At 71.6% G+C, this 20202-nt stretch carries 23 protein-coding genes, 1 pseudogene and 1 riboswitch; of the genes and pseudogenes, 15 read left to right on the plus strand and 9 right to left on the minus strand.

Features of this window, described 5'->3' with window-relative positions; translation table 11 throughout:
- From AB0H87_RS19665 to AB0H87_RS19680, 4 genes and pseudogenes are all read right to left on the minus strand, one after another.
- Positions 1 to 86, minus strand: an 86-nt coding sequence (locus tag AB0H87_RS19665; protein WP_360147229.1) for a DegT/DnrJ/EryC1/StrS family aminotransferase, incomplete at its 3' end; no start/stop codon positions are given.
- An 8-nt stretch (positions 87 to 94) separates the two neighbouring features.
- Positions 95 to 541, minus strand: a pseudogene (locus AB0H87_RS19670) (metallophosphoesterase); the annotation flags it as partial.
- Complete coding sequence (locus tag AB0H87_RS19675; protein WP_360147171.1) at positions 538 to 780, minus strand: hypothetical protein; 243 nt, start codon at positions 778 to 780, stop codon at positions 538 to 540. The gene AB0H87_RS19675 and the pseudogene AB0H87_RS19670, both read right to left, overlap by 4 nt.
- On the minus strand, positions 777 to 1355 hold the full coding sequence (locus tag AB0H87_RS19680) for a nucleotidyltransferase family protein (protein WP_360147174.1): 579 nt from the start codon (positions 1353 to 1355) through the stop codon (positions 777 to 779). The genes AB0H87_RS19675 and AB0H87_RS19680 overlap by 4 nt, the downstream gene beginning before the upstream one ends.
- A 136-nt stretch (positions 1356 to 1491) precedes the next feature.
- Between AB0H87_RS19680 and AB0H87_RS19685 the strand changes: the two genes are divergently transcribed.
- Complete coding sequence (locus AB0H87_RS19685; protein ID WP_360147177.1) at positions 1492 to 2208, plus strand: thymidylate kinase; 717 nt, start codon at positions 1492 to 1494, stop codon at positions 2206 to 2208.
- Here AB0H87_RS19685 and AB0H87_RS19690 read toward each other — a convergent pair.
- Positions 2138 to 2818 carry an SDR family NAD(P)-dependent oxidoreductase gene (locus tag AB0H87_RS19690; protein ID WP_360147180.1) on the minus strand — a complete coding sequence of 227 codons (681 nt, stop codon included), beginning with the start codon at positions 2816 to 2818 and terminating at the stop codon, positions 2138 to 2140. The genes AB0H87_RS19685 and AB0H87_RS19690 overlap by 71 nt on opposite strands.
- A gap of 74 nt (positions 2819 to 2892) precedes the next feature.
- Here AB0H87_RS19690 and AB0H87_RS19695 point away from each other — a divergent pair, with 74 nt between their 5' ends.
- From AB0H87_RS19695 to AB0H87_RS19715, 5 genes are all read left to right on the plus strand, one after another.
- A complete protein-coding gene (locus tag AB0H87_RS19695; RefSeq protein WP_360147183.1) occupies positions 2893 to 3906 on the plus strand; it encodes an NAD-dependent epimerase/dehydratase family protein in 1014 nt (337 codons plus the stop codon).
- A 54-nt stretch (positions 3907 to 3960) separates the two neighbouring features.
- Complete coding sequence (locus AB0H87_RS19700; RefSeq protein WP_360147186.1) at positions 3961 to 4866, plus strand: MurR/RpiR family transcriptional regulator; 906 nt, start codon at positions 3961 to 3963, stop codon at positions 4864 to 4866.
- Positions 4863 to 5774 (plus strand): N-acetylmuramic acid 6-phosphate etherase, encoded by a 912-nt coding sequence (locus tag AB0H87_RS19705; RefSeq protein ID WP_360147189.1) that lies wholly within the window; start codon positions 4863 to 4865, stop codon positions 5772 to 5774. Before AB0H87_RS19700 ends, AB0H87_RS19705 begins: the two co-directional genes overlap by 4 nt.
- A 371-nt stretch (positions 5775 to 6145) precedes the next feature.
- Positions 6146 to 7096 carry a sigma-70 family RNA polymerase sigma factor gene (locus AB0H87_RS19710; protein ID WP_360147192.1) on the plus strand — a complete coding sequence of 317 codons (951 nt, stop codon included), beginning with the start codon at positions 6146 to 6148 and terminating at the stop codon, positions 7094 to 7096.
- Positions 7097 to 7173: 77 nt separating this feature from the next.
- Complete coding sequence (locus tag AB0H87_RS19715) at positions 7174 to 8112, plus strand: hypothetical protein (RefSeq protein WP_360147194.1); 939 nt, start codon at positions 7174 to 7176, stop codon at positions 8110 to 8112.
- On the opposite strand, the gene AB0H87_RS19720 is transcribed toward AB0H87_RS19715, so the two are convergent.
- Both AB0H87_RS19720 and AB0H87_RS19725 read right to left on the minus strand, forming a co-directional pair.
- Entirely contained in the window at positions 8109 to 8576 is a 468-nt protein-coding gene (locus tag AB0H87_RS19720; RefSeq protein WP_360147196.1) for a hypothetical protein, read from the minus strand. The genes AB0H87_RS19715 and AB0H87_RS19720 overlap by 4 nt on opposite strands.
- Positions 8577 to 8762: 186 nt before the next feature.
- A complete protein-coding gene (locus tag AB0H87_RS19725) occupies positions 8763 to 9719 on the minus strand; it encodes an NlpC/P60 family protein (RefSeq protein WP_360147198.1) in 957 nt (318 codons plus the stop codon).
- A gap of 7 nt (positions 9720 to 9726) precedes the next feature.
- Positions 9727 to 9878: riboswitch (cyclic di-AMP (ydaO/yuaA leader) on the minus strand.
- Positions 9879 to 10245: 367 nt separating this feature from the next.
- On the opposite strand from AB0H87_RS19725, the gene AB0H87_RS19730 reads away from it, so the two are divergent.
- The 8 genes from AB0H87_RS19730 to AB0H87_RS19765 all read left to right on the plus strand — a co-directional run bounded on the left by AB0H87_RS19730 (position 10246) and on the right by AB0H87_RS19765 (position 18271).
- Complete coding sequence (locus tag AB0H87_RS19730) at positions 10246 to 10998, plus strand: ABC transporter ATP-binding protein (RefSeq protein ID WP_360147232.1); 753 nt, start codon at positions 10246 to 10248, stop codon at positions 10996 to 10998.
- A 61-nt stretch (positions 10999 to 11059) separates the two neighbouring features.
- A complete protein-coding gene (locus tag AB0H87_RS19735; protein ID WP_360147200.1) occupies positions 11060 to 11836 on the plus strand; it encodes an ABC transporter ATP-binding protein in 777 nt (258 codons plus the stop codon).
- A complete protein-coding gene (locus tag AB0H87_RS19740; protein ID WP_360147202.1) occupies positions 11833 to 13701 on the plus strand; it encodes an AMP-binding protein in 1869 nt (622 codons plus the stop codon). The genes AB0H87_RS19735 and AB0H87_RS19740 overlap by 4 nt, the downstream gene beginning before the upstream one ends.
- Positions 13698 to 14582, plus strand: coding sequence for a branched-chain amino acid ABC transporter permease (locus AB0H87_RS19745; protein WP_360147205.1), 885 nt, complete (start codon positions 13698 to 13700; stop codon positions 14580 to 14582). The genes AB0H87_RS19740 and AB0H87_RS19745 overlap by 4 nt, the downstream gene beginning before the upstream one ends.
- Complete coding sequence (locus AB0H87_RS19750; protein WP_360147208.1) at positions 14579 to 15700, plus strand: branched-chain amino acid ABC transporter permease; 1122 nt, start codon at positions 14579 to 14581, stop codon at positions 15698 to 15700. The genes AB0H87_RS19745 and AB0H87_RS19750 overlap by 4 nt, the downstream gene beginning before the upstream one ends.
- 9 nt (positions 15701 to 15709) lie before the next feature.
- Positions 15710 to 16993: an ABC transporter substrate-binding protein gene (locus tag AB0H87_RS19755; protein ID WP_360147211.1), complete on the plus strand. Its 1284-nt coding sequence runs from the start codon at positions 15710 to 15712 to the stop codon at positions 16991 to 16993.
- A 157-nt stretch (positions 16994 to 17150) separates the two neighbouring features.
- Complete coding sequence (locus tag AB0H87_RS19760; protein ID WP_360147214.1) at positions 17151 to 17495, plus strand: SDR family oxidoreductase; 345 nt, start codon at positions 17151 to 17153, stop codon at positions 17493 to 17495.
- Between the two features lie 26 nt (positions 17496 to 17521).
- Complete coding sequence (locus tag AB0H87_RS19765) at positions 17522 to 18271, plus strand: class I SAM-dependent methyltransferase (protein ID WP_360147217.1); 750 nt, start codon at positions 17522 to 17524, stop codon at positions 18269 to 18271.
- Here the strand turns inward: AB0H87_RS19765 and AB0H87_RS19770 are convergent.
- Positions 18227 to 18370 (minus strand): hypothetical protein, encoded by a 144-nt coding sequence (locus tag AB0H87_RS19770; RefSeq protein ID WP_360147220.1) that lies wholly within the window; start codon positions 18368 to 18370, stop codon positions 18227 to 18229. The two genes, AB0H87_RS19765 and AB0H87_RS19770, sit on opposite strands and share 45 nt — an antisense overlap.
- On the minus strand, positions 18367 to 19161 hold the full coding sequence (locus tag AB0H87_RS19775) for a helix-turn-helix transcriptional regulator (RefSeq protein ID WP_360147223.1): 795 nt from the start codon (positions 19159 to 19161) through the stop codon (positions 18367 to 18369). Before AB0H87_RS19775 ends, AB0H87_RS19770 begins: the two co-directional genes overlap by 4 nt.
- 115 nt (positions 19162 to 19276) lie before the next feature.
- On the opposite strand from AB0H87_RS19775, the gene AB0H87_RS19780 reads away from it, so the two are divergent.
- A partial coding sequence (locus tag AB0H87_RS19780) for a patatin family protein (RefSeq protein ID WP_360147226.1) occupies positions 19277 to 20202 on the plus strand: 926 nt, incomplete at its 3' end.

Genomic DNA, 20202 nt, shown 5'->3' on the forward strand with positions numbered 1-20202 from the left:
TCCTCGACGACGGCGAGGCCGTGCCGCTGCGCGATCTCCATGATCTGGTCCATCGCGGCCGGGTGGCTGTACAGGTGGACCGGCATGATCGCGGCAGGGCGGCGCCGAGCCGCTCGGCGACGGTGCCCGTGGTGCGGACGAACGCCTTCATCTCCGGCTCGCCGAACTCGCTGGCGCACCGGCCGGCGAAGCCACCGCCGAAGCCCTTGACCCCGGCGACACCGAGCCGCACCCCGTCGACGTCGACCACCGTGCTGTCGCCCTCGAGCACCGTGATGCCGGCGTCGGTGAGCACGGACAGCACGCCCGGCACCTCGTCGCAGTGGTGGTCGTGGTTGCCGAGCACGGCGATCACGGGCACGCCGAGCCCGCCGAACTCCGTGGCCACGCACTTGGCCTCCGCCTCGGTGCCGTGCCGGGTCAGGTCGCCGGCGAGCAGCAGGACGTCGGCCCGCTCGGGCAGCTCCTCCAGCGCGGGCCGGAACCGGCCCAGCACGTCGCGGTCGATGTGCACGTCGCCGACGGCAGCGATCCTGATCACGCGAGCTCCTCCGCCTCGGTCGGCGCGGCCGCCCGGGTCACCCCGATGTCGGCCGCGATCTCGATGCCCGGGAACTGTTCGTGCACCAGGCGCACGATCTCGTCCCGGCGGTGCGGGCTCTCCACGTCGCCGCAGAGCACCAGGCCGGCCTCGGACCGGACGACGGTGATGCCCTGCTCCGCCACGCCGAGATCCTCGGCCAGGGCGCGCTGCACCTCGGCCTCCGTGTAGTCGTTCATGAGTCCCTCCGGTAACCGGGGTAGGCCACGACGTCGAGGCGGTCCAGCAACACCAGGAACGCCTCCGCGTACGGCGACTGGGCGGTCTCCTTGCGCACGCGGTCCCAGTCGATCTGCTCGCGCAAGGAGCGGGCCAACGGCAGGCCGCGGGCGAAGTCGCAGTAGTGCTGGGAGAAGCTGAGCAGCTTGTGCACCATCAGGCCGGTGGCGGAGAGCACCGGCATCTGGATCGCGTCGACCGTGCGGGTCACCGTGTCGCCGAACGTCTCGTCGGTCACGGGGCTCTCGATCGGCCGGTGGATCAGGTCGACCAGGTGACCTTCCTCGTCGTAGACCTTGACGAGCCAGTCCTCCGGCGGCCGCTCGGCGGTGAAGCCGGCCTCGACCAGCGCCGCCAGGGCCCGTTCGGCGTCCTCCTCCTTGATCAGGAAATCGACGTCGTGGTCGCTGGAGTGCCCGCCGTGCGCGTACACGGCGAAGCTCCCGGCGAGCGCGAACGGTATCTCCGACTGTTTGAGGACGGCGGCGACCCGCTTGAGGGTCAGCAGCAGCGAATCGTCCCCGTGCGATGCCATATCGCCTCTCCCGTCATGTCAGGAACCATCCCCGTACCCGAGGGTCCAGGGCCTCACACCTGTAACGAGGGTGATTAAGACCGGTTCATCCCGTTAGTTCGCGCCCGCGTGCGCGCGACCGCTACCGTTGTCCGGCATGGCGGGTGAGCGGCTGCGCACGGTCGCGCTGGTGGGCATCGACGGGTCGGGCAAAACCACCCAGGCCAACCGGCTGGCGGCGGTCCTGTCCGACGCCGGCGTGCCGGCCACCTACCGGCAGAACGCCGGCGGGCGGGCCTGGTTCGGCCACTTCGCCCGCCGGTTCGGCCTGGCCGACGGGCCGGCGCTGTTCGGCCGGCGCGGCATGCTGCTGGTCGAGTCGGTGCTGCGCTGGCTGGCGATCGCCCGCACCCACCTGCGCTCGCGGTTCGCCCGCGACCTCGCCGTGATGGACCGGCACGCGGTGGACCAGTACGTGAGCATCCGCGCGCACGCCGGCGGCCGGGGCGAGCGGTTCGCCCGACTGGCCTACGGGCTGTTCGCCGCGCCGGACGTGACCGTGCTGCTGGCCATCGACCCGCGGGAGGCGTACCGCCGGATCGAGGCCCGTGGCACCGACAACGAGAGCATCGAATACCTCGTGACGGCGGACGCGGCCTTCCGGTCGCTGCCGGAGTCGCCCGGGTTCGTGCTGGTCGACGCCGGCGGCGCACCCGACGAGGTGACCACGGCCGTGCTGGCCGCGCTCCAGCCCTGGCTGCCGCCGCTGCACCTGCCGCCGGACCTGGACCCGGCGGGCCCGGTCACGCCCGCCCGTACACCGGAATCGCCGCACCGCTCGTCGGCGCCGACTCGTCGCTCGCCAGGAACCTGATCACCGCGGCGATCTCGGCGGGCGGCACCCACCGGCTGAAGTCGGCGTCGGGCTGCTCACGCCGGTTCTGCGGGGTGTCGATGACGCTCGGCAGGATCGTGTTGCAGCGCACGCCGCGGTTCTTGTAGTCCGCCGCCACGCCGTTCGCGAACGCGAGCACGGCGGCCTTCGACAGGGCGTACGCGCTGCCGGTGGCGAACGGCGCCAGCGCGGCGCGGGCGGACAGGCAGACCACCGCGCCGCCCTCGCGCAGCAGGTGCGGCAGGCCGGCTTGGGTGACGAGGAACGTGGGCCGCACGTTGATCGCCAGCAGCCGCTCGACCTCCTCGACGGGCGTCTCGTGCACGAGCGTGCCGCCGCCGTACCCACCGACCAGGTTGACCACCGCCCGCAGCGGCGCGTCTGGATCGCCGGCCGCGGCGTCGACGGCCGCCTTGACCGCCGCGGCGTCGGTGAGGTCCGCCGCCACCTCGACCACCTCGGGGCGGTTGGTCTTCATCGGGCTGCGCACGGGCGCGACGACCCGCCAGCCGGTGTTGACGAACTCGTCCACGACCGCGCCACCGAGCCCGCCGTGTGCACCCGTAACAACCACCGTGCGACCCGTCATGCTTTCACCGTAACGGTTCCGCTCTCAGTGAAAGCCCCTGTTCACGTGCGCCACGCCCCACGCATGATCGGGCGATGCGACTACTCGTACTCGGTGGAACGGTCTTCCTCGGCCGCGCGGTGGCCCGGCTCGCACAGGCCGACGGACACGACGTGACCTGCCTGGCCCGCGGCAGCAGCGGCGGCGCGGTCGACGGCGTGCGCTTCGTCACCGGCGACCGGGACCGGCCCGACGGTCTGTCCGCAGTGGACGGCGAGACGTTCGACGCCGTGGTGGACGTCACGACCCGGCCCAGCCACGCCCGGCACGCGGCCGCCGCGCTCGCCGGCCGGGTGGGCCACTACTCGTTCGTGTCGACCTGCAACGTCTATCCCGACGACGCCACGCCCGGCCAGCGCGCAGACACGGCGAAGCTGCACGACCCGGCGCCCCCGGATGTGGACAACCCGCGCGACGGGGCGATGGACATGTACGGGCCGTGCAAGGTGGCCTGCGAGAACGCGATCCGCGACGGGATCGGCGCCGAGCGGGCGTTCATCTGCCGGGCCGGGCTGATCGTCGGGCCCGAGGACAGCAGCGACCGGTTCCCGTACTGGGTGGCGCGGATGCGGCGCGGCGGTGAGGTGCTGGCGCCGGGCTCGCCGGACGACCTCGTGCAGTTCGTCGACGTGGACGACCTCGCCGCGTGGCTGCTGCTGGCCGGCGGCACGGGGCTCGCGGGCGCGTACGACGGAATGGGCCTGCCGATGCCCCGCTCCCGCTTCCTCGGCGAGCTGCGCGCCGCGCTGGCTCCGGAGGGCACCACCCTCACCTGGGTCGACCAGGAGTTCCTCGTGGAGCACGACGTGCGGCCCTGGTCGGGCGAGCGGGCGGTGCCGCTCTGGCTGCCCTTGCCCGAGTACGCCGGCTTCATGACCAGGGACACGACCCGCTCGGTGGAGGCCGGTCTGCCGGCCCGTCCGATTGCCGACACCGCCCGGCGTACGGCGCACTGGATGGAAGCGTTTCCGCAGGACGTCAAGGCCGGCGGGCTGGCCGCCGGGGACGAGGCGTCCGTGCTGCGGGAGTGGCACGCCCGGTCGGCCTGACGCCACGACGGCGGGTAGTTGACGGCGCTCGGCGCGTGAAAGTAAGTTTCATGCGTGGCGAAGACAGCGAAGGTTTCTGCGATGCCCGAGCCGGGCCTGATCGTCCAGATCAGTGGCCTGCTCCCGGCGCTGTCTCCGGCTGAGCAACGGGTCGCGCGGCTGGTCGTGGCCGACCCTGCCGACGCGGCCCGGCGGACCATCACCGACCTGGCGACCGCGGCCGAGACCTCCGAGGCGACGGTCATCCGGTTCTGCCGGTCGGTCGGCCTCGAAGGCTACCCCCAGCTGCGGATCCGGCTCGCCGCCGAGGCCGCCCGCCGGGTCGAGCCGCTCGACGCGCGGGTGGTCGGCGGCGACATCCCGCCGGGCGCCGACTTCACCCAGATCATCGCCACGATCGCGTTCAACGACGCCCGCGCGGTCGAGGAGACCGCGCAGCAGCTCGATCCCGAGGTCTGCGAGGCGGTCGTCGAGGCGCTCAACGGCGCGAGCCGGATCGAGATCTACGGCGCCGGGGCGAGCGGCTTCGTCGCCTCCGACTTCCAGCAGAAGCTGCACCGCATCGGCCGCACGGCCTACTACTGGCCCGACGTGCACTCCTCGCTGACCTCGGCGGCGCTGCTCGGCAAGGGCGACGTCGCGATGGGCATCTCGCACACCGGCACCACCGGCGACGTCCTCGACGTGCTCGAGGTCGCCCGGTCCCGCGGTGCGACCACGGTCGCCCTGACCAACTTCCCCCGCTCGCCGATCGCCGACGTGGCCGACCACGTGCTGACCACGGCCGCCCGGGAGACCACGTACCGCTCCGGCGCCACCGCCAGCCGGCTGGCCCAGCTCACCGTCGTCGACTGCCTCTTCGTCGGCGTCGCGGCCCGCAACCGGGCCAAGGCCAGAAAGGCGCTGGAGGTCACCGCCGACGCGGTGCGTTCCCGCCGGGTCGCGCGGCGGCGCGGGTGAGCGGTCCCGAGGTGGTCCGCGTCGTGGCGCCGACGGAGCGCCGCAACGCGGCCTCGTACGACCTCGACCTGCTGCCGACGCGCGAGGTGCTGCGGCTGATCAACGACGCGGACCAGACGGTGCCGGGCGTCGTCGCCGCCGTGCTGGACGCTGTGGAGGTGGCCGTCGACTACGCGGTCACCGCGCTGCGCGCCGGCCGGCGGGTGCACTACTTCGGCGCCGGCACCTCGGGCCGGGTCGGCGTGGTCGACGCCGCCGAGCTGCCGCCCACCTACGGCTCGCCCGTCGACTGGTTCTGCCCGCACCTCGCGGGCGGGCGCGACGCGATGTGGGGCGCGGTCGAGGACGCCGAGGACGACGTCGCGGCGGGCGCCGCGGAGGCGCGGTCCTGCGTGCAGCCGATGGACCTGGTGGTCGGGCTGGCGGCGTCCGGCCGGACGCCCTACGTGCTCGGCGCGTTGCGCGCGGCCGGCGCCCTCGGTGCGCGCACGGCGCTGGTCGCGGCCGACCCGGACGCGGCCGCCCGGGCCGACGTCGACCTGTTCATCGGGCTCGACACCGGCCCCGAGGTGGTCACCGGCTCGACCCGGATGAAGGCGGCCAGCGCGCAGAAACTGGTGCTGCACGCGTTCTCGACGACCGTGATGATCCGGCTGGGCCGGGTCTACTCGAACCTCATGATTGACATGTCGGCGACCAACGCCAAGCTGCGCGGCCGCATGATCTCGATCCTGGTCGAGGCGACCGGATGTCCGGAAGCCGACTGCACGCGCGCGCTGACCGCCGCCGACGGCGATCTCAAGACCGCGCTGGTGTCCCTCGTCTCAGGCGCACCCGTCCCGGAAGCCCGCGCCGCCCTCGTGCGTTCCCAACAGCAGGTGAGGGACGCGCTTGCGCTGCTCGCCTGACGTGCTGTTGTTCCCGTGAACCGTGGCGCTCTGTGGTGCGTATCACTACGCAGTGACGCGAATCCCATCGGAGCAGTGGCCTACGTCGCTGCGGAAGAACAGCCGGAAATGGTGTGATAAATACGGCGCGCGGACAGCCAACGGGGGTCGGCCCGCAGCGCGATCTCAGAACCCTGAGAGCCAGCAGAGTGAATATGACACTCACTCTCAGGAACTACTCAGGCATTCGTGACAGTTTCGACTCGCAAGACGGAATCCCCGGAGCGTCTCAACTGTTGTGTAGGTGTCAGCACCGATGAGGCATCTCACGAGTTACCGGGGAGAGGCAGGTCGGTGTGAAGCACGAGAACGTTGGGGTAACCGAGGGGACAGTGGGCAACGTGGAGAACAACATCGTGATGCGCACGGACGAGGTCGCCGAGGAGCGCGACCTGGTCGGCGTCTACCTGCACGAGATCTCCCGCACGCCGTTGCTCGACGCGGCCCGGGAGGTGGAGCTCTCCAAGTCGATCGAGGCCGGTCTCTACGCTGAGTACCTTCTCGACGAGGGCAAGATTCCTTCCGGTGTCGAGCGCGAAGAGCTCGAGCGGCTGGTCGTCGAGGGTGACCGGGCCAAGGACCTGTTCATCCGCGCCAACCTGCGGCTCGTCGTGTCGATCGCGCGGCGCTACGTGCGGTCCGGCATGCCGATGCTCGACCTGATCCAGGAAGGCAACACCGGTCTGGTCCGCGCGGTCGAGAAGTTCGACTACGAGCGCGGCTTCAAGTTCTCCACGTACGCCACCTGGTGGATCCGCCAGGCGATCAGCCGGGCGATCGCGCAGCAGGAGCGCACCGTGCGCCTGCCGGTGCACCTGGTGGAAGACGTCAACCGGATGCGCAACGTGGCCCGCCAGCTGACCCGCGAGCTCGGCTCCGACCCCGAGCCCGAGCAGATCGCGACGGCGCTGGGCGTGCCGGTGGAGCGCGTGCACGAGCTGGTTCGCTGGTCGCAGGACACGGTGTCCCTGGACACCCCGGTCGGCGACGACGGCGACACCAACCTCGGTGACCTGGTGGCCGACAACGACGCGCCCTCCCCGGAGGACGTGGTGCTGTCGACGCTCGAGCGGCAGCGCATCGAGAGCCTGCTCAACCACCTCGACGACCGGTCGGCCGGCATCATGCGGGCGCGGTACGGCCTCGAGGACGGTCGCGAGCACTCGCTGACCGAGGTCGCGTCGCGGTTCTCGCTCTCCCGGGAGCGGATCCGGCAGCTGGAGATCCAGGCTCTGGGGCGGCTGCGTGAGCTGGCCCGGGCGGAGGGCCTGCAGGCCGCGTAAGGAACTTCTGTCGAGAACGGCTGGCGTCCTCCGGACGCCGGCCGTTTTTGTCGTACCCGTGCGGAAGCGTGTCGGGCATGACACCAACAGTGGTTCATCGAGCGGTGCTGGGTGCCGCTCCTCCCTACGACTTCGGGTGCACCGTGCGGGCGCTGGAGGGCTTCGTGCCCCTGGCGGGCGACCATCGCGTCGCCGACGGCGTGGTGCGCCGGGCGTTCGCCCATCCCGACCCCGCCAGGGCCGCCGCGGGGGCGGCCGTGGTGGCGTCGGTGACCGCCGATCCGTCCGGCGGTGCGCGGCTTGCCGTGTTCGCGTCGGCGCCGCTGTCGCCTGCCGAGGCGGCCGCCGTGGAGCGGTCCGCCTCCGACTGGCTGGGCCTGGGGGACGACCTGCGCGGCTTCCACGCCGCGGCCGACGCCGACCCCGGCATGGCGGCGGTGATGCGGGTCGCCCGCGGGTTGCACCAGGTCCGCTTTCCCTCGTTGGCCGAGGCGACCGTCCACTTCACCCTGACCCAGCGCAGCACGCAGTGGTTCGCCGGTGCGCGCCGGCGGCGGATGGCGGCCGACCTGGGGCCGTCGCTGGTCGTCGACGACGTGGTCTACCGGGCGTTCCCGTCGCTCGCGGTGGTCGCGGCGCTCGACGAGGCGACGCTGCGCGGTTACGCGGGCCATGCCCAGCGCGCGGCGCGGGTGCGTGAGGTGGCGGCCGGGGTCGGTGCGTTGGGCGAGCAGTGGCTGCGCACGGCGCCCTACGGCGACGCGCGCGCGGCCCTGCTCGCCGTGCCCGGCATCGGGCCCTTCACGGCCGACGCGCTGTTGCTGCGGGCCCTCGGCCGGCCCGACGAGGTCCCGCTGGAGATGCGCCCGTTCCGCCTGGCGGCGGAGCAGGTCTACGGCACGCCGGCGCCCGGGCCCGAGGAGCTACGCGCCCGCTACGGGCGGCACATCGGCTGGTGGGCCTACACCGTCCGGACCGCCCTGCCGTGGTGCACGCCCGTGCTCGCGGGCGCCTAGGCGATCCGGGTGATGGTGAAGTCGAGGCCCTGGGCGGGGTCATAGGTCCAGGAGGCGCGGAAGCCCGGCCAGGTGCCCTCGACCTTCCCGTCGCGGGTCCGGGTGGCGAACATCCGCTGCTTGACGTCCTCGGGCACCCGCGACTCCTCGAGGATGCACTCGAGGCCGGTCAGGCTGACGCCGGTGCGGTCCTTGCTGCCGGTGTTGTCGACGACGAGCGTCGCGCCGTTGTCCTGCACCTTGGTTCCTTGACCGTCGGCGTCGCAGACGCGTTGTGACTGCTGGAGGAGGTCCGCCGGCGGGCCGGCCGGCTCGCTGCCGCCGGGTGCCAGCGCGACGGCCGCCACGCCGAGGGCGACGAGCATGAGCGCGGCCCCGCCACCGATCACCAGCGCGGTCCGCCTGGTCCGCCGGGTCTTGTCAGCACTGTCGTTGTCCTGCGTGGTCCGCATGTCGTCGAGCACGGTCGCCTCCTCGCGATCGCTGCCGCCGGGCGCCCCCGTCCCCGCCCCGGCCGGTCGATCCCGCAACGACCAGCGAAGCCCGCCGGTTACGCGCCGGGCGCGGCACCACGCTTACGGCTGCCGGACACGCCGGAACCCCGGCGGTGCGCTCCGAACCGGAGCGTGCCGCCGGGGTTCCGGACAGACTCAGCGCACCCGGCCGTAGCCGTACGGCGTCATCATGTCGACCGAGGCCAGCTTCACCGACTCGCCCGCTGTGGGCGCGTGGATCACCTGGTTGCCGCCGACGTACAGGGCCACGTGGCCGAGGCCGCTGTAGAAGACGAGGTCGCCCGCGGCCAACTGGCTGCGGGAGATGTGCGCGACCTTGTCCCACTGCATCGCCGCGTTGTGCGGCAGCGACTTGCCCGCCGCGCGCCAGGCCGCCAGCGTCAGACCCGAGCAGTCGTAGCCGTTCGGACCTTCGGCCGCCCAGACGTACGGCGTGCCGATCGCGTTGTACGCGTACCGGACCGCCACACCCGCCTGGCCGGACACCGACGGGATCTTCCCGCTGTAGGAGGACCCGCTCGAGGTCGCCGAGCCGTATGCCTGCTTGCGCAGGTCGTACAACTTGTCGAGGTCGGCCTCGATCTTCTTCTTGCGGGCCTGCAGCTCCTTGGCCTGCGCGTCCTGCTGGGCCCGCGCGGTGGCCAGGCGCTGCTGATCGGCGGTCAGCTGTTCCCGGGTGTCCTCGAACGCGTCGATCTGCGTCTGGCGTTCCCGGGCCAGCGCGTCGAGCGCCGACATCCGGTCGAGCAACCCGCCGCTGTCGCCCAGCAGGGCGCCGGCGGTGCCGAGACGCCCGGTCTGGTAGGCGGCGACGGCGATGTCACCGACGTCGGCCTGTGCATCGTCGAGCTGCTGTTGCAGCGGAGCGAGGCGCGTTGCCACCTTGCCCGCCTGTGCCTTCGTTGCCTTCGTCTCCTCGTTGAGCTTGTTGTAGGCCTCGACGACCTTCTCCAGCTCGGCAGACGACTTGTTGATCTTCGTGGTGAGCTCGCTGGCCGACGGTTCGGCCGACGCCGCGCCCGCGGGCACGGCAACGGCGACCGCCATGGCGACCAGCACGAGCGCACGCAGCGACATCCGTGCTGACGACAAGTGCAGACCCTTCTTCCGCGGCCGCCTACCGGGTTAGCTGACGGGTTGGGACGGGAAGAACGCCCCTCCGCGTGCAACCACGCGGATTCACCCCAGTGCTTCGGTTGGGTCCCCGATTCGCGTTGATGGCCCGGAGTCGTCATGCGGCGCCCGTCTGGGAGCGGGCGGGGTGCGGGCCGGCGATTCGGCGGCACCGGCGGGGTGCCACCCGGGGGGATGGGCTTGGTGACCACACCGGCGGCCTCACCGTAACCCCGGACCCCACCGGCACAAAGCGCAACAGGGGGAACCGCCCCTTATCGGCTGAATGATCCACGCCAAAAGCAGGACAGCTCACACCTGCGGCCAAAGAAATTTCATTGGCAGTGCAAAAATCTTGGGCCCGGCTCTAGCGACGGCTGGTTACTACGTAGTTAAATGTGTTTCACCTTGTGACCCACACCACACTCGTTCGCATTCTCACGCATAAAGTGGGGCGCCCCCGGTGCTGCAAGTCCGAAATCTCGAGGTCGTCTACGACGACGTGATGCTCGTGTTACGCGGTGTCTCGCTCGACCTCCCGAGCGGCGCCGTCGTCGCCCTGCTCGGCGCCAACGGCGCGGGCAAGACGACCCTGCTGCGTGCCCTGACCGGCCTCCTCGACGTGCACGACGGTGCGGTGACGAAGGGCTCGGTCACCCTCGACGGCGACCCGATCCACGGCCTGCGGCCTGCGGCCGTCGTGCGCCGGGGGATCAGCCAGGTGATGGAGGGCCGCCGGATCTTCGGCGAGCTGACCGTCGAGGACAACCTGCGCGTCGGCGGCCACACCAACGCGGGTGCCGTCAGCGAGCGGCTCGACCACGTCTACGGCCTGTTCCCGGTGCTCAAGGACCGCCGCCGGAAGCTGGCCGGTTACCTGTCCGGAGGTGAACAGCAGATGCTCGCGATGGGGCGGGCGCTGATGGCGAAACCTCGCTACCTCCTGCTCGACGAGCCGAGCCTCGGCCTCGCACCCCGCCTGGTCGACCAGGTCCGCGAGATCATCGTCGAGATCAACAAGTCGGGCACGGCCGTGCTGCTGGTCGAGCAGAACGCGGCGATGGCGCTGTCCATCGCGAGCCACGGCTACGTCCTGGAGACGGGCAAGGTCGTCCTCGACAAGCCCGCCGACCGGCTGCTCGCCGACGACGACGTCCGCGAGTTCTACCTCGGCCTCGGCGCCGCCGACACCGGTGCCGCCCGCCGCTCGTTCCGCGACGTCAAGCACTACAAGCGCCGCAAGCGGTGGTTGTCATGAGCGAGCGCGGCCGGCTCAGTGACTCTCGCTCGCGCTCCGCCGACCGAAGGGAGGCGGCGGGGTGAGCGACGACATACTTGTTTTCGAGGATGTGCACCTCAGCTTCGCCGGGGTGAAGGCGATCGACGGCATCAGCTTCACGGTCGGCGAGCGCGAGCTGTTCGCGATCATCGGGCCGAACGGCGCCGGCAAGACCTCGATCTTCAATGTGCTCTCCGGCGTCTACCGCCCGCAGCGGGGCCGGGTCCTCTTCGACGGCGCGGACCTGATCGGCCGCCGCCCGCACCAGATCGCCGCCCGCGGCATGGCCCGCACCTTCCAGAACGTCGAGCTGTTCGCGAACCTCACCGTCCTCGACAACCTGATGCTCGGCCGACACCACCACATCGGGTACGGGACGCTCGCCGCCCTCGCCTGGCTCGGCAAGGCCCGGCGGGCCGAGGTCGCGGCGCGCGCGCGGGTCGAGGACATCATCGACTTCCTCGAGCTCGAGCAGTGGCGCCGGCTGCCGGTCGGCCTGCTGCCCTACGGCGTGCAGAAGCGGGTCGAGCTCGGCCGGGCCTTGGCCATGGAGCCCAAGCTGCTCCTCCTCGACGAGCCGGTCGGCGGCATGAACGTCGAGGAGACCGAGGACATGGCCCGCTACATCCTCGACATCCGCGACGAGCTGGACATCCCGATCCTGCTGGTCGAGCACGACATGGGCCTGGTGATGGACCTGGCCGACCGGGTGATGGTCGTCGACTTCGGCCACCCCGTGGCGACCGGCGTCCCCGCCGAGATCCAGCACGACCCCGACGTGATCCGCGCCTACCTTGGGGAGGTGGAACGGGCGTGACGCTGTCGACACCGACCCGCACCGAGACGGTGACCACGATCGCGTCCCGGATCCGCGACCGGGCCGCGGAGACGCCGCACGGCGTCGCGATGCGCGAGAAGCACCACGGCATCTGGCGGCAGTACACCTGGTCCGACTACTGGGACCACGCGCTGACCGTCGCGCACGGGCTGCTCGCGCTCGGCGTCCAGCCCGGCGACCGGGTCGCGGTGCACGCCGACAACCGCCCCGAGTGGCTGTTCACCGACGTCGCCACGGTCGCCGTGCGGGCGACCACGGTCGGCCTCTATCCGACGAACCCGGCGGCGGAGGTCGGCTACCTGCTGTCGCACTCGGGCGCGAAGGTGCTGGTCGCCGAGGACCAGGAGCAGGTCGACAAGGCGCTCGAGGTGATCGGCGAGTGCCCCGACCTGCAGCGGGTCGTCTATCTCGAGCCGCGCGGCATCCGGCACCGCTACGACCACCCGGCGCTGCTCGGCTGGGACGACCTGCTGGCGCTGGGCCGGGAGCACCGGGCCGCGCACGCCGAGGCGGTCGCCGACCTGATGGCCACCACGACGCTCGACGACATCGCCACGCTCATCTACACGTCGGGGACGACCGGCCCGCCCAAGGGCGCGATGCTGTCGGTGGCCAACGTGGACTTCGCGGTGCGCACGATCAGCGCCGGCCGCGGTTTCGCCGGTGCGCCACCCGGGCCGCGCGACCTGCTGGTGTCCTACCTGCCGCTGTGCCACGTCGCCGAGCGGATCTTCACGATCTGGTTCAACGCCGGCGCCGGCATCCAGGTCAACTTCGCCGAGTCGATCGCCACCGTGCAGGCCAACCTGCGCGAGGTGCAGCCGACGATCCTGTTCGGTGTGCCGCGCATCTGGGAGAAGATGCTGGCCACGGTGCAGATCAAGCTCGCCAACGCGTCACCGGTCAAGCGGCTCAACGCCCGGCTCTGGCTGCGGGTGGCCGATCGGATCGGCGCGACGCTCGTGCGCACCGGCGGGGTGCACACCTTCGGCACCCGCCTGGCGTACGCGGCCGGTTGGCTCTTCTTCTATCGCGCCCTGCGCGAGCGGGTCGGCATCGGCCGGGTCCGGTTCGCCGCCTCCGGTGCCGCGCCGATCGCGCCCGACGTGCTGCGCTTCTTCATGGGCATCGGGGTGCCGATGTACGAGGTCTACGGCATGACCGAGAGCTCGGCGATCGCGACCGGCAACCGGCCCAGGCGGATCCGGCTCGGCACGGTCGGCGAGCCCGAGGACGACACCGAGCTGCGGCTCGACCCGGCCACCGGCGAGATCCAGCTGCGGCACCCGGGCGTGTTCGTCGGCTACTTCAACGACCCGGCGGCGACCGCGCGGGCCAAGACGGACGACGGCTGGCTGCGGACCGGCGACATCGGGGAGTGGGAAGGCGACTCGCATCTGCGGATCACCGACCGGGCCAAGGACATCATGATCACGGCGGGCGGCAAGAACATCGCGCCCAGCGAGATCGAGAACGCGCTCAAGGCGTCGCCGTACATCAAGGAGGCGATCCTGCTCGGCGACCGCAAGCCGTTCCTGGCCGCGCTGATCGGCATCGAGTGGGACACCGTCGGCGAGTGGGCCCAGCGCCGCGGGATCGGCTACACCACCTACCGCGACCTGTCGCACAAGAACGAGGTGCGCGCGCTGGTGCAGTCGGTGGTCGACGACGTCAACCGCCGGCACGCCCCGGTCGAGCAGGTGCGCGAGTTCCGCATGCTGCCCAAGGAGCTCGACCACGAGGACGGCGAGCTGACCGCGACCCAGAAGGTCCGCCGCTCGGCGGTGGCCGACCTCTTCGGCGACCTGGTCGACGACATCTACAAGGCGAAGGCCGCGGCATGACGGCTTTCGTCGAGGGCTTTGTCCGGGGGCTCGGGGTCGGGAGCGTGTACGCGCTGCTCGCGCTCGGGTTCGTGATCATCTACAAGGCGACCCGGGTGATCAGCTTCGCCCAGCCCGCCCTGATGCTCGCCGGTGTCGTGCTGGTCAGCCACCTCGCCGGCCCGATCGGCTTCTGGGCCGCGCTGCCCGTGGCCGCCCTGCTCACCGCGCTGCTCGGGCTCGGGATCGAGCGCGGCGCGGTGCGCCCGATGGTGGGCCGCCCGGCGTTCGTCGTCGCGATCATCACGCTCGGCGTCGACGTCGCCATCCGGGTCGTGGTCAACATCTTCATCGGTCTCGACGTGCGCAACGTGCACGACCCCTGGGGACTGTCCACCCTGGTGATCGGCAACGTCCACATCGAGCACCGGCACATCGCCGCCTTCCTCTGCGCGGCGGTGCTCGTGGCCGCGCTGTTCGTGTTCTTCCGGTTCTCCCGGATGGGCCTCGCGATGCGGGCCGCGGCGGACGACCAGGAGGCCGCGCTGGCGCAGGGCGTCTCCGTCGGCGCGGTGTTCGCCCTGAGCTGGGCGCTGGCCGGCGCGCTGGCCGCGGTCGGCGGCACGTTCGCGGCCGCGGGCGGCAGCTTCGACGGCACGCTCTGGCTCACCGCGCTGGTCGCGCTGCCGGTGATCATCCTCGGCGGGCTCGACTCGCTGCCGGGCGCGGTGGTCGGCGGGCTCGCCGTCGGCGTCGCGCAGGAGCTGGTCGCCACCTACCAGAACCACACGCCCTGGCTCGGCGGCAACGTCTCGGTGATCACGCCGTACGTGCTGATGCTGTTGGTCCTGCTCGTCCGCCCCTACGGGCTGTTCGGCACCCGGGAGGTCGAGCGGGTATGACGGTCGCCACCAAGGCCCCGCGCGGAAGGCCGCTGCTGTTCACCTCGTACCCCCGCGAGATGAGCCTGTTCCCGACGACCACCCGCAAGGTGGCGTTCGGCGTGCTGCTCGCGGTGACCGCCCTGCTGCCGTTCGTGCTCGCCGACGCCGAGCTGCAGCTGCTCGCGACGTGCTGCATCGCCGCGATCGGCGCGATCGGGCTCGGCCTGGTCACCGGGTACGCCGGCCAGGTGTCGCTCGGGCACGCGTTCTTCCTCGGCATCGGCGCGTACACCGCCTCCGTGATCAGCGGTGACCCCGACGGCCGCACCGTCGGCCTCGGTGTCACCAACCTGCTCGTCTGGCTGCCCGCCGCGGGCCTGGTCGCCGGGCTGTTCGGCGTCATCGTCGCGCCGCTGGCCACCCGCCTGCGCGGCCTCTACCTGGCCATCGTCACGCTCGGCCTGGTCTTCATCGGTCAGCACATCTTCAACGAGTGGTCGAGCGTGACCGGCGGCGTCGGCGTCGGCCGGCCCGCGCCGACCCTGGAGGTGTTCGGCTGGTCGCTGAGCACCACCACGGCCTCGGCCACCCGCGACCAGAAGCTGTTCTGGCTGATGGCCGGGCTGCTGCTGGTGTTCGCGCTGGCCGCCCGCAACCTGGCCCGCTCGCGGGTCGGCCGGGCGTTCACGGCGATCCGCGACCGCGACATCGCCGCCGGCGTGATCGGCGTCAACCTGGCCCGCTACAAGACGATCGCGTTCGCGGTCTCGTCCTTCTACGCCGGCTGCGCGGGCGCGCTGCTGTTCACCGTGACGGGGTTCATCGAGCCCAGCTCGTTCAGCCTGCTGCTGTCGGTCCAGTACATCGCGATGGTGTTGATCGGCGGCGCCGGCACCATCTCCGGTGCGATCGCCGGGGCGTTCTTCATCACCCTGCTGCCACGGATCATCCGTGAGCTGCAGACCTTCCTTCCGTTCATCAGCACCGACGCCAACGAGGTGCCCAATGTGTTGCAGGTCGAGTCGATCCTCTACGGCGTCCTGATCATCGTTTTCCTGATTTTCGAACCACGCGGGCTCTTCGGCCTGTGGGTCCGCGCGCGCAACTACTGGAAGTCCTGGCCCTTCTCCTACTAAGAGGTGCGCATGAAGCGACTGGCATCCGGTGCCGCGGTCGTTCTCCTCGCGGTCGCCCTCGGCGGTTGCCGCGGAAGCGACACGGAGACCGGTGAGTCCGGCGTCAAGACCGACGTCGGTGTGACGGCCGAGCCTTGCCCCGAGGCCGTCAACAAAGACAAGGGCTGCATCTATCTCGGGATCATCTCCGACCTGACCGAGGGCCCGTTCCGGGCGCTCGCGGTGCCGATCACCGACGCGCAGAAGGCGTTCTGGAAGCGCGTCAACACGAACGGCGGCATCGGCGACTACGAGGTCGACGTCACCAAATACGTCCGGGACAACAAGTACAACCCGCAGGTGACCAACCAGGTGTACCAGGAGATCAAGCCCAACATCCTGGCGCTGGCGCAGACGCTGGGCTCGCCCACGACGGCGGCGATCCTGCCCGACATGAAGACCAGCAACGTGGTCGGCTCGCCGGCGGCGTGGACCTCGGCGTACGCGTTCGAGGACGTGATCATCGAGTCCGGTGCCAACTACTGCGTCGAGTCGATGAACGCGCTCGACTACGCCAACGAGACCTACAAGCCCAAGAAGGTCATGGCGGTGCACCTGGCCGGTGACTACGGCGACGACGCCGCGGCGGGTGCGAAGATCGCCTCAGAGAAGCTGGGCTTCCAGTTCAGCGACGTGAAGACCGACACCGGCACCGACAAGCAGGCCGGCGCGGTCGGGGCGATCCTGCAGCAGCAGCCCGACGTGGTCATCCTGACCACCGGCCCGGCCGACGCGGCCGCGGTGATCGGCGGCGCGGCGGCCCGTGGCTTCAAGGGCCGGTTCATCGGCACCAGCCCGACCTGGAACCCGGCGCTGCTGCAGAGCCCGGCGGGCCCGGCACTGACCGCGCTGTACGAGCAGAGCGGGCCGTGGGGCTCCTGGGGCACCGACTCGCCCGGGCACAAGGCGATGCGGGACGCGCTGCCCGGCAAGACCCCGTCCGACGGCTACACCTCCGGGTGGGTCTGGTCGTACCCGGTGAAGGCCGCCCTCGAGAAGGCGGTCGCCAACGGTGACCTGACCCGGGCCGGCGTGGTGGCCGCGGTCAAGCAGCTCAGCTCGGTCGACTACGAGGGCATGCTGCCCACCGGTGCCGGCAACTTCGCCGGCGGGCCCGGCGGCACGTTCAAGCAGACCCAGATCTCCAAGGTGGACCCGGCGGCGCCGACCGGCGTGACGAAGGTCCGCGACCTGTTCGAGGGCCCGACCGCGAAGGCGTTCACCCTCGACAAGCCCTGCTTCGAACAGCTCTGACGCTCCACATTCGGCAGCACTCTCGGCGGCCGTCGCGTCCCCCGGACGCGGCGGCCGCTTTGTCGCAATTTCCGGGTCCCGCCGACAGGATCGCGCGGCCATACCGGGCGCAACCTGGGTAAAGACGTGGCCACACCCCCACCCGCCGCATCCCGAAGTGCCAGGTGGCGGATTGCGGCACTTCCCTCAACTAGCTCGCGTTTCGCACAATGGCAGTAGAGCTTTCCGCCGCACGTCAGCGGGGCTCACCGCGGAGGCGGCCGCGCAGTACGGGCCGCGGAACGTCCGGCTCAACTGCCTGGCACCGTCGACCGTACGCACGGAACAGATCGAACGCGTCATGCCGGCCGAGTTCCGGGAACGCGTCACCGCGCTGCACCCGCTCGGCCGCCTCGGCCTGCCGGCCGACGTCGCCGCGGTGGTCCTGTTCCTCGCCTCGTCCGCGTCGTCCTGGCTGACCGGCCTCACGATCGACGTGGACGGCGGTCGCACGCTCGTCTGAGCGGTCGCGGCGCGTAGTCTCGTGGGGTGTTCTCGCCCAACGGGCCGTCGCTGCGCGAGCTGTGCGTTCAGGCGCTCTCGTCGGTCGAGCGCGGCTACGACCTGCTGGCTCCGAAGTTCGACTACACGCCCTTCCGTACGCCCGGAAGCATCCTCGACGCCACCCAGCTGGCGCTGGCCGAGCGCGGGCCGTTCGCGCGCGGCCTCGACGTGTGCTGCGGCACCGGTGCCGGCCTGCCGGTGCTGCGGTCCCTCTGCACGGGGCAGGTCACCGGGGTCGACTTCAGCGGCGGCATGCTGGCCCGGGCGCGCAGCGCGCATCCCGACGCCACCTGGGTGCGGGCCGACGCGCGGGCCCTCCCGTTCACGGCCGGCTTCGACCTGGCCGTCAGCTTCGGTGCGCTCGGGCATTTCCTGCCCGCGGAGCGACCGGCCCTCTTCGCCGGGGTCCACCGGGCGCTGCGGCCAGGCGGGGTCTTCGCGATGCCGGTCGGCACCGCGCCACCGGTGACGTCCGTCGCCCACTGGGTCACGCTCGGGTTCGACGTGGCGATGCGCGCCCGCAACGCCGTCTGGCGGCCACCGTTCGTCATGTACTACCGCACCAACCGCACGCCCGAGGTGCTCGCCGACCTCGGCGCCGCGGGGTTCACCGCCGACGCCGTCGAGTTGGACGCGCTGGGCCGGCACCCGGACGGCAGCCCGCGGTGCCGGCTCATCGTCGCGCGCAAGTCAGCCCCAGCCCCAGAACGCGCGGTGCGCACCGACCGCCCATGACGAGACGTCGCCGCGCTTGACCCGCAGCACCCGGGGCCGGTTCGGCACCTTGCTGCGCAGGCCGGGGCCGAGCAGCCGGTCCCCCGGGGTCGCGGTCATGCACCGGCGTTTTCGTGGCGGAGGATCGTCTCGGTGTGGTCGTCGGCCGGGAAGAACAGCTCGATCGACAGGTCCGCCAGCGTCACGTCGATCGGCGTGCCGAAGGTGCTCAGGAGGCTGAACATCGACAGCTCCGCGCCGCCCAGCTCCAGCTGCCACGACAGCACCGGGTCGTCCGCGTCCGCCGGCGGCGGGTGGCCCCAGGTCGGGCGGTCCGGGATGCCCGGCCAGCCCGCGATCTCGTCCGACAGTGCGGCCAGCCACGGGTCCTGGGTCCGCGCGACCGCGCGGTCCAGCCGGCGCAGCAGGTAGGCCGACCATTGCGGGAAGTTGCGCGTACGCCCGGCGAACCCGGCCGGGTGCAGCGCCGCGCGGAACAGGTTGACCGGCTCGCCGCGCGCCGCCGCCGGGATGCCCGCGACCAGCCGGCGTGCGGCCCGGTTGCTCAGCCGCACGTTCCACCGCCGGTCGATCGCGACGCCGGGGAACGGGTCGTGCGCGTCGAGCAGCGCCTGCAGCGACGCGCGGATCCGGGATAGCGAGTTCAGCGGCGTCTCCGGATAGCGCGGCGCGTAACCCGCCGCCAGCAACCAGTCGTTGCGCTCCCGCAGCGGCAGGTCCAGATGGTCCGCGATCCGCATCAGCAGGCCCGCGCTCGGCTTCGACTTGCCCAGCTCGACGAAGCTCAGGTGGCGCGGTGAGACGCCGATCTCGTGCGCCAGGTCGAGCTGGCTGCGCCGGGCCATTCCCCGTTGCCGGCGGATCAGCTCGCCGACAGTGCTATCTGTCACGAAAAGCCACCATATCCAGGGTGTACGGCCGGAAACGAGTACCTCCCAGGTATTCGCCTTCGTGCCGGAACCGAGCGCAGGATGGCGAGGTGCTCCGACCGGAAGAAGGTGGAAGGTGACCGCCGCTGTCCTCGACCTGTTGCGTGACCGTATGCGGCAGGGAAGTGCTCCCGGACGTCGCGACGACGACGCCCGCCTGGTGCTGCTGGTCGAAGGGGGCAGCTCGCGTGGTGCGTACTCCAGCGGCATGACCGTCGCGATCGAGCAGTTGGGGCTGCTGCCCGCCTTCGACGCGGTCTACGGCAGCTCGGCCGGCGCGCTGAACGCGGCGTGGCTGCTCTGCGGGCGCGCGGAGAGCACCATGCACGCCTGGTGGGACCCGGCCATCATGCGCACGACCATCGACCCGAGGCGTGCGCTGCGGCGGCAGCCGGTCGTGGACACGCGCTTCCTGATCCACACCGTCTACACCGAGATCATCCCGATGGGGTTCCAGGAGATCCTCGACCACCACGTCGAGTTCCATCCGATCGCCACGGACGCCCGCACCGGCCAGGCCGTCGACCTGCACGAGCACGTTCGGGACCAGTCCAGCCTGCAGGCCACGCTGCGCGCGTCGACGGCGATGCCGCTGCTCGCGGGCGAACCCGTCGAGATCGACGGCCGGCGGTACGTCGACGCCGGGCTCAGCGAGGCGGTTCCCGTGCGCACGGCCCGCGCACAGGGTGCCACGCACATCGTCGCGCTGCGCACCCGGCGCACCGACGAGACCGCGACGGCTCCGTCCCGCGGAGAACGGCTGCTGCTGTCGCGCTGGTTCGCCCGGCGGGCGCCCGGCGCCTACGAGACCTGGCTGCGCCGCGCGACCCTGCGCGCCGAGGAGGAACGCCTGCTGGCGACGCACCCGGCGACGGTGCAGATCCGGCCACCGCTCGGCAGCGCGCGGATCGGCCGCACGGAACGCCGCACCCCGAGGGCGGGTCCAACGGGTCCGGCAGGTCGCCGGTCGCCAGCGGCCGGGTCCGCGCGCGCTCGGCCGCG

This window comes from Asanoa sp. NPDC050611 (assembly GCF_040654855.1).
In the GTDB taxonomy this organism is placed as follows: domain Bacteria; phylum Actinomycetota; class Actinomycetes; order Mycobacteriales; family Micromonosporaceae; genus Asanoa.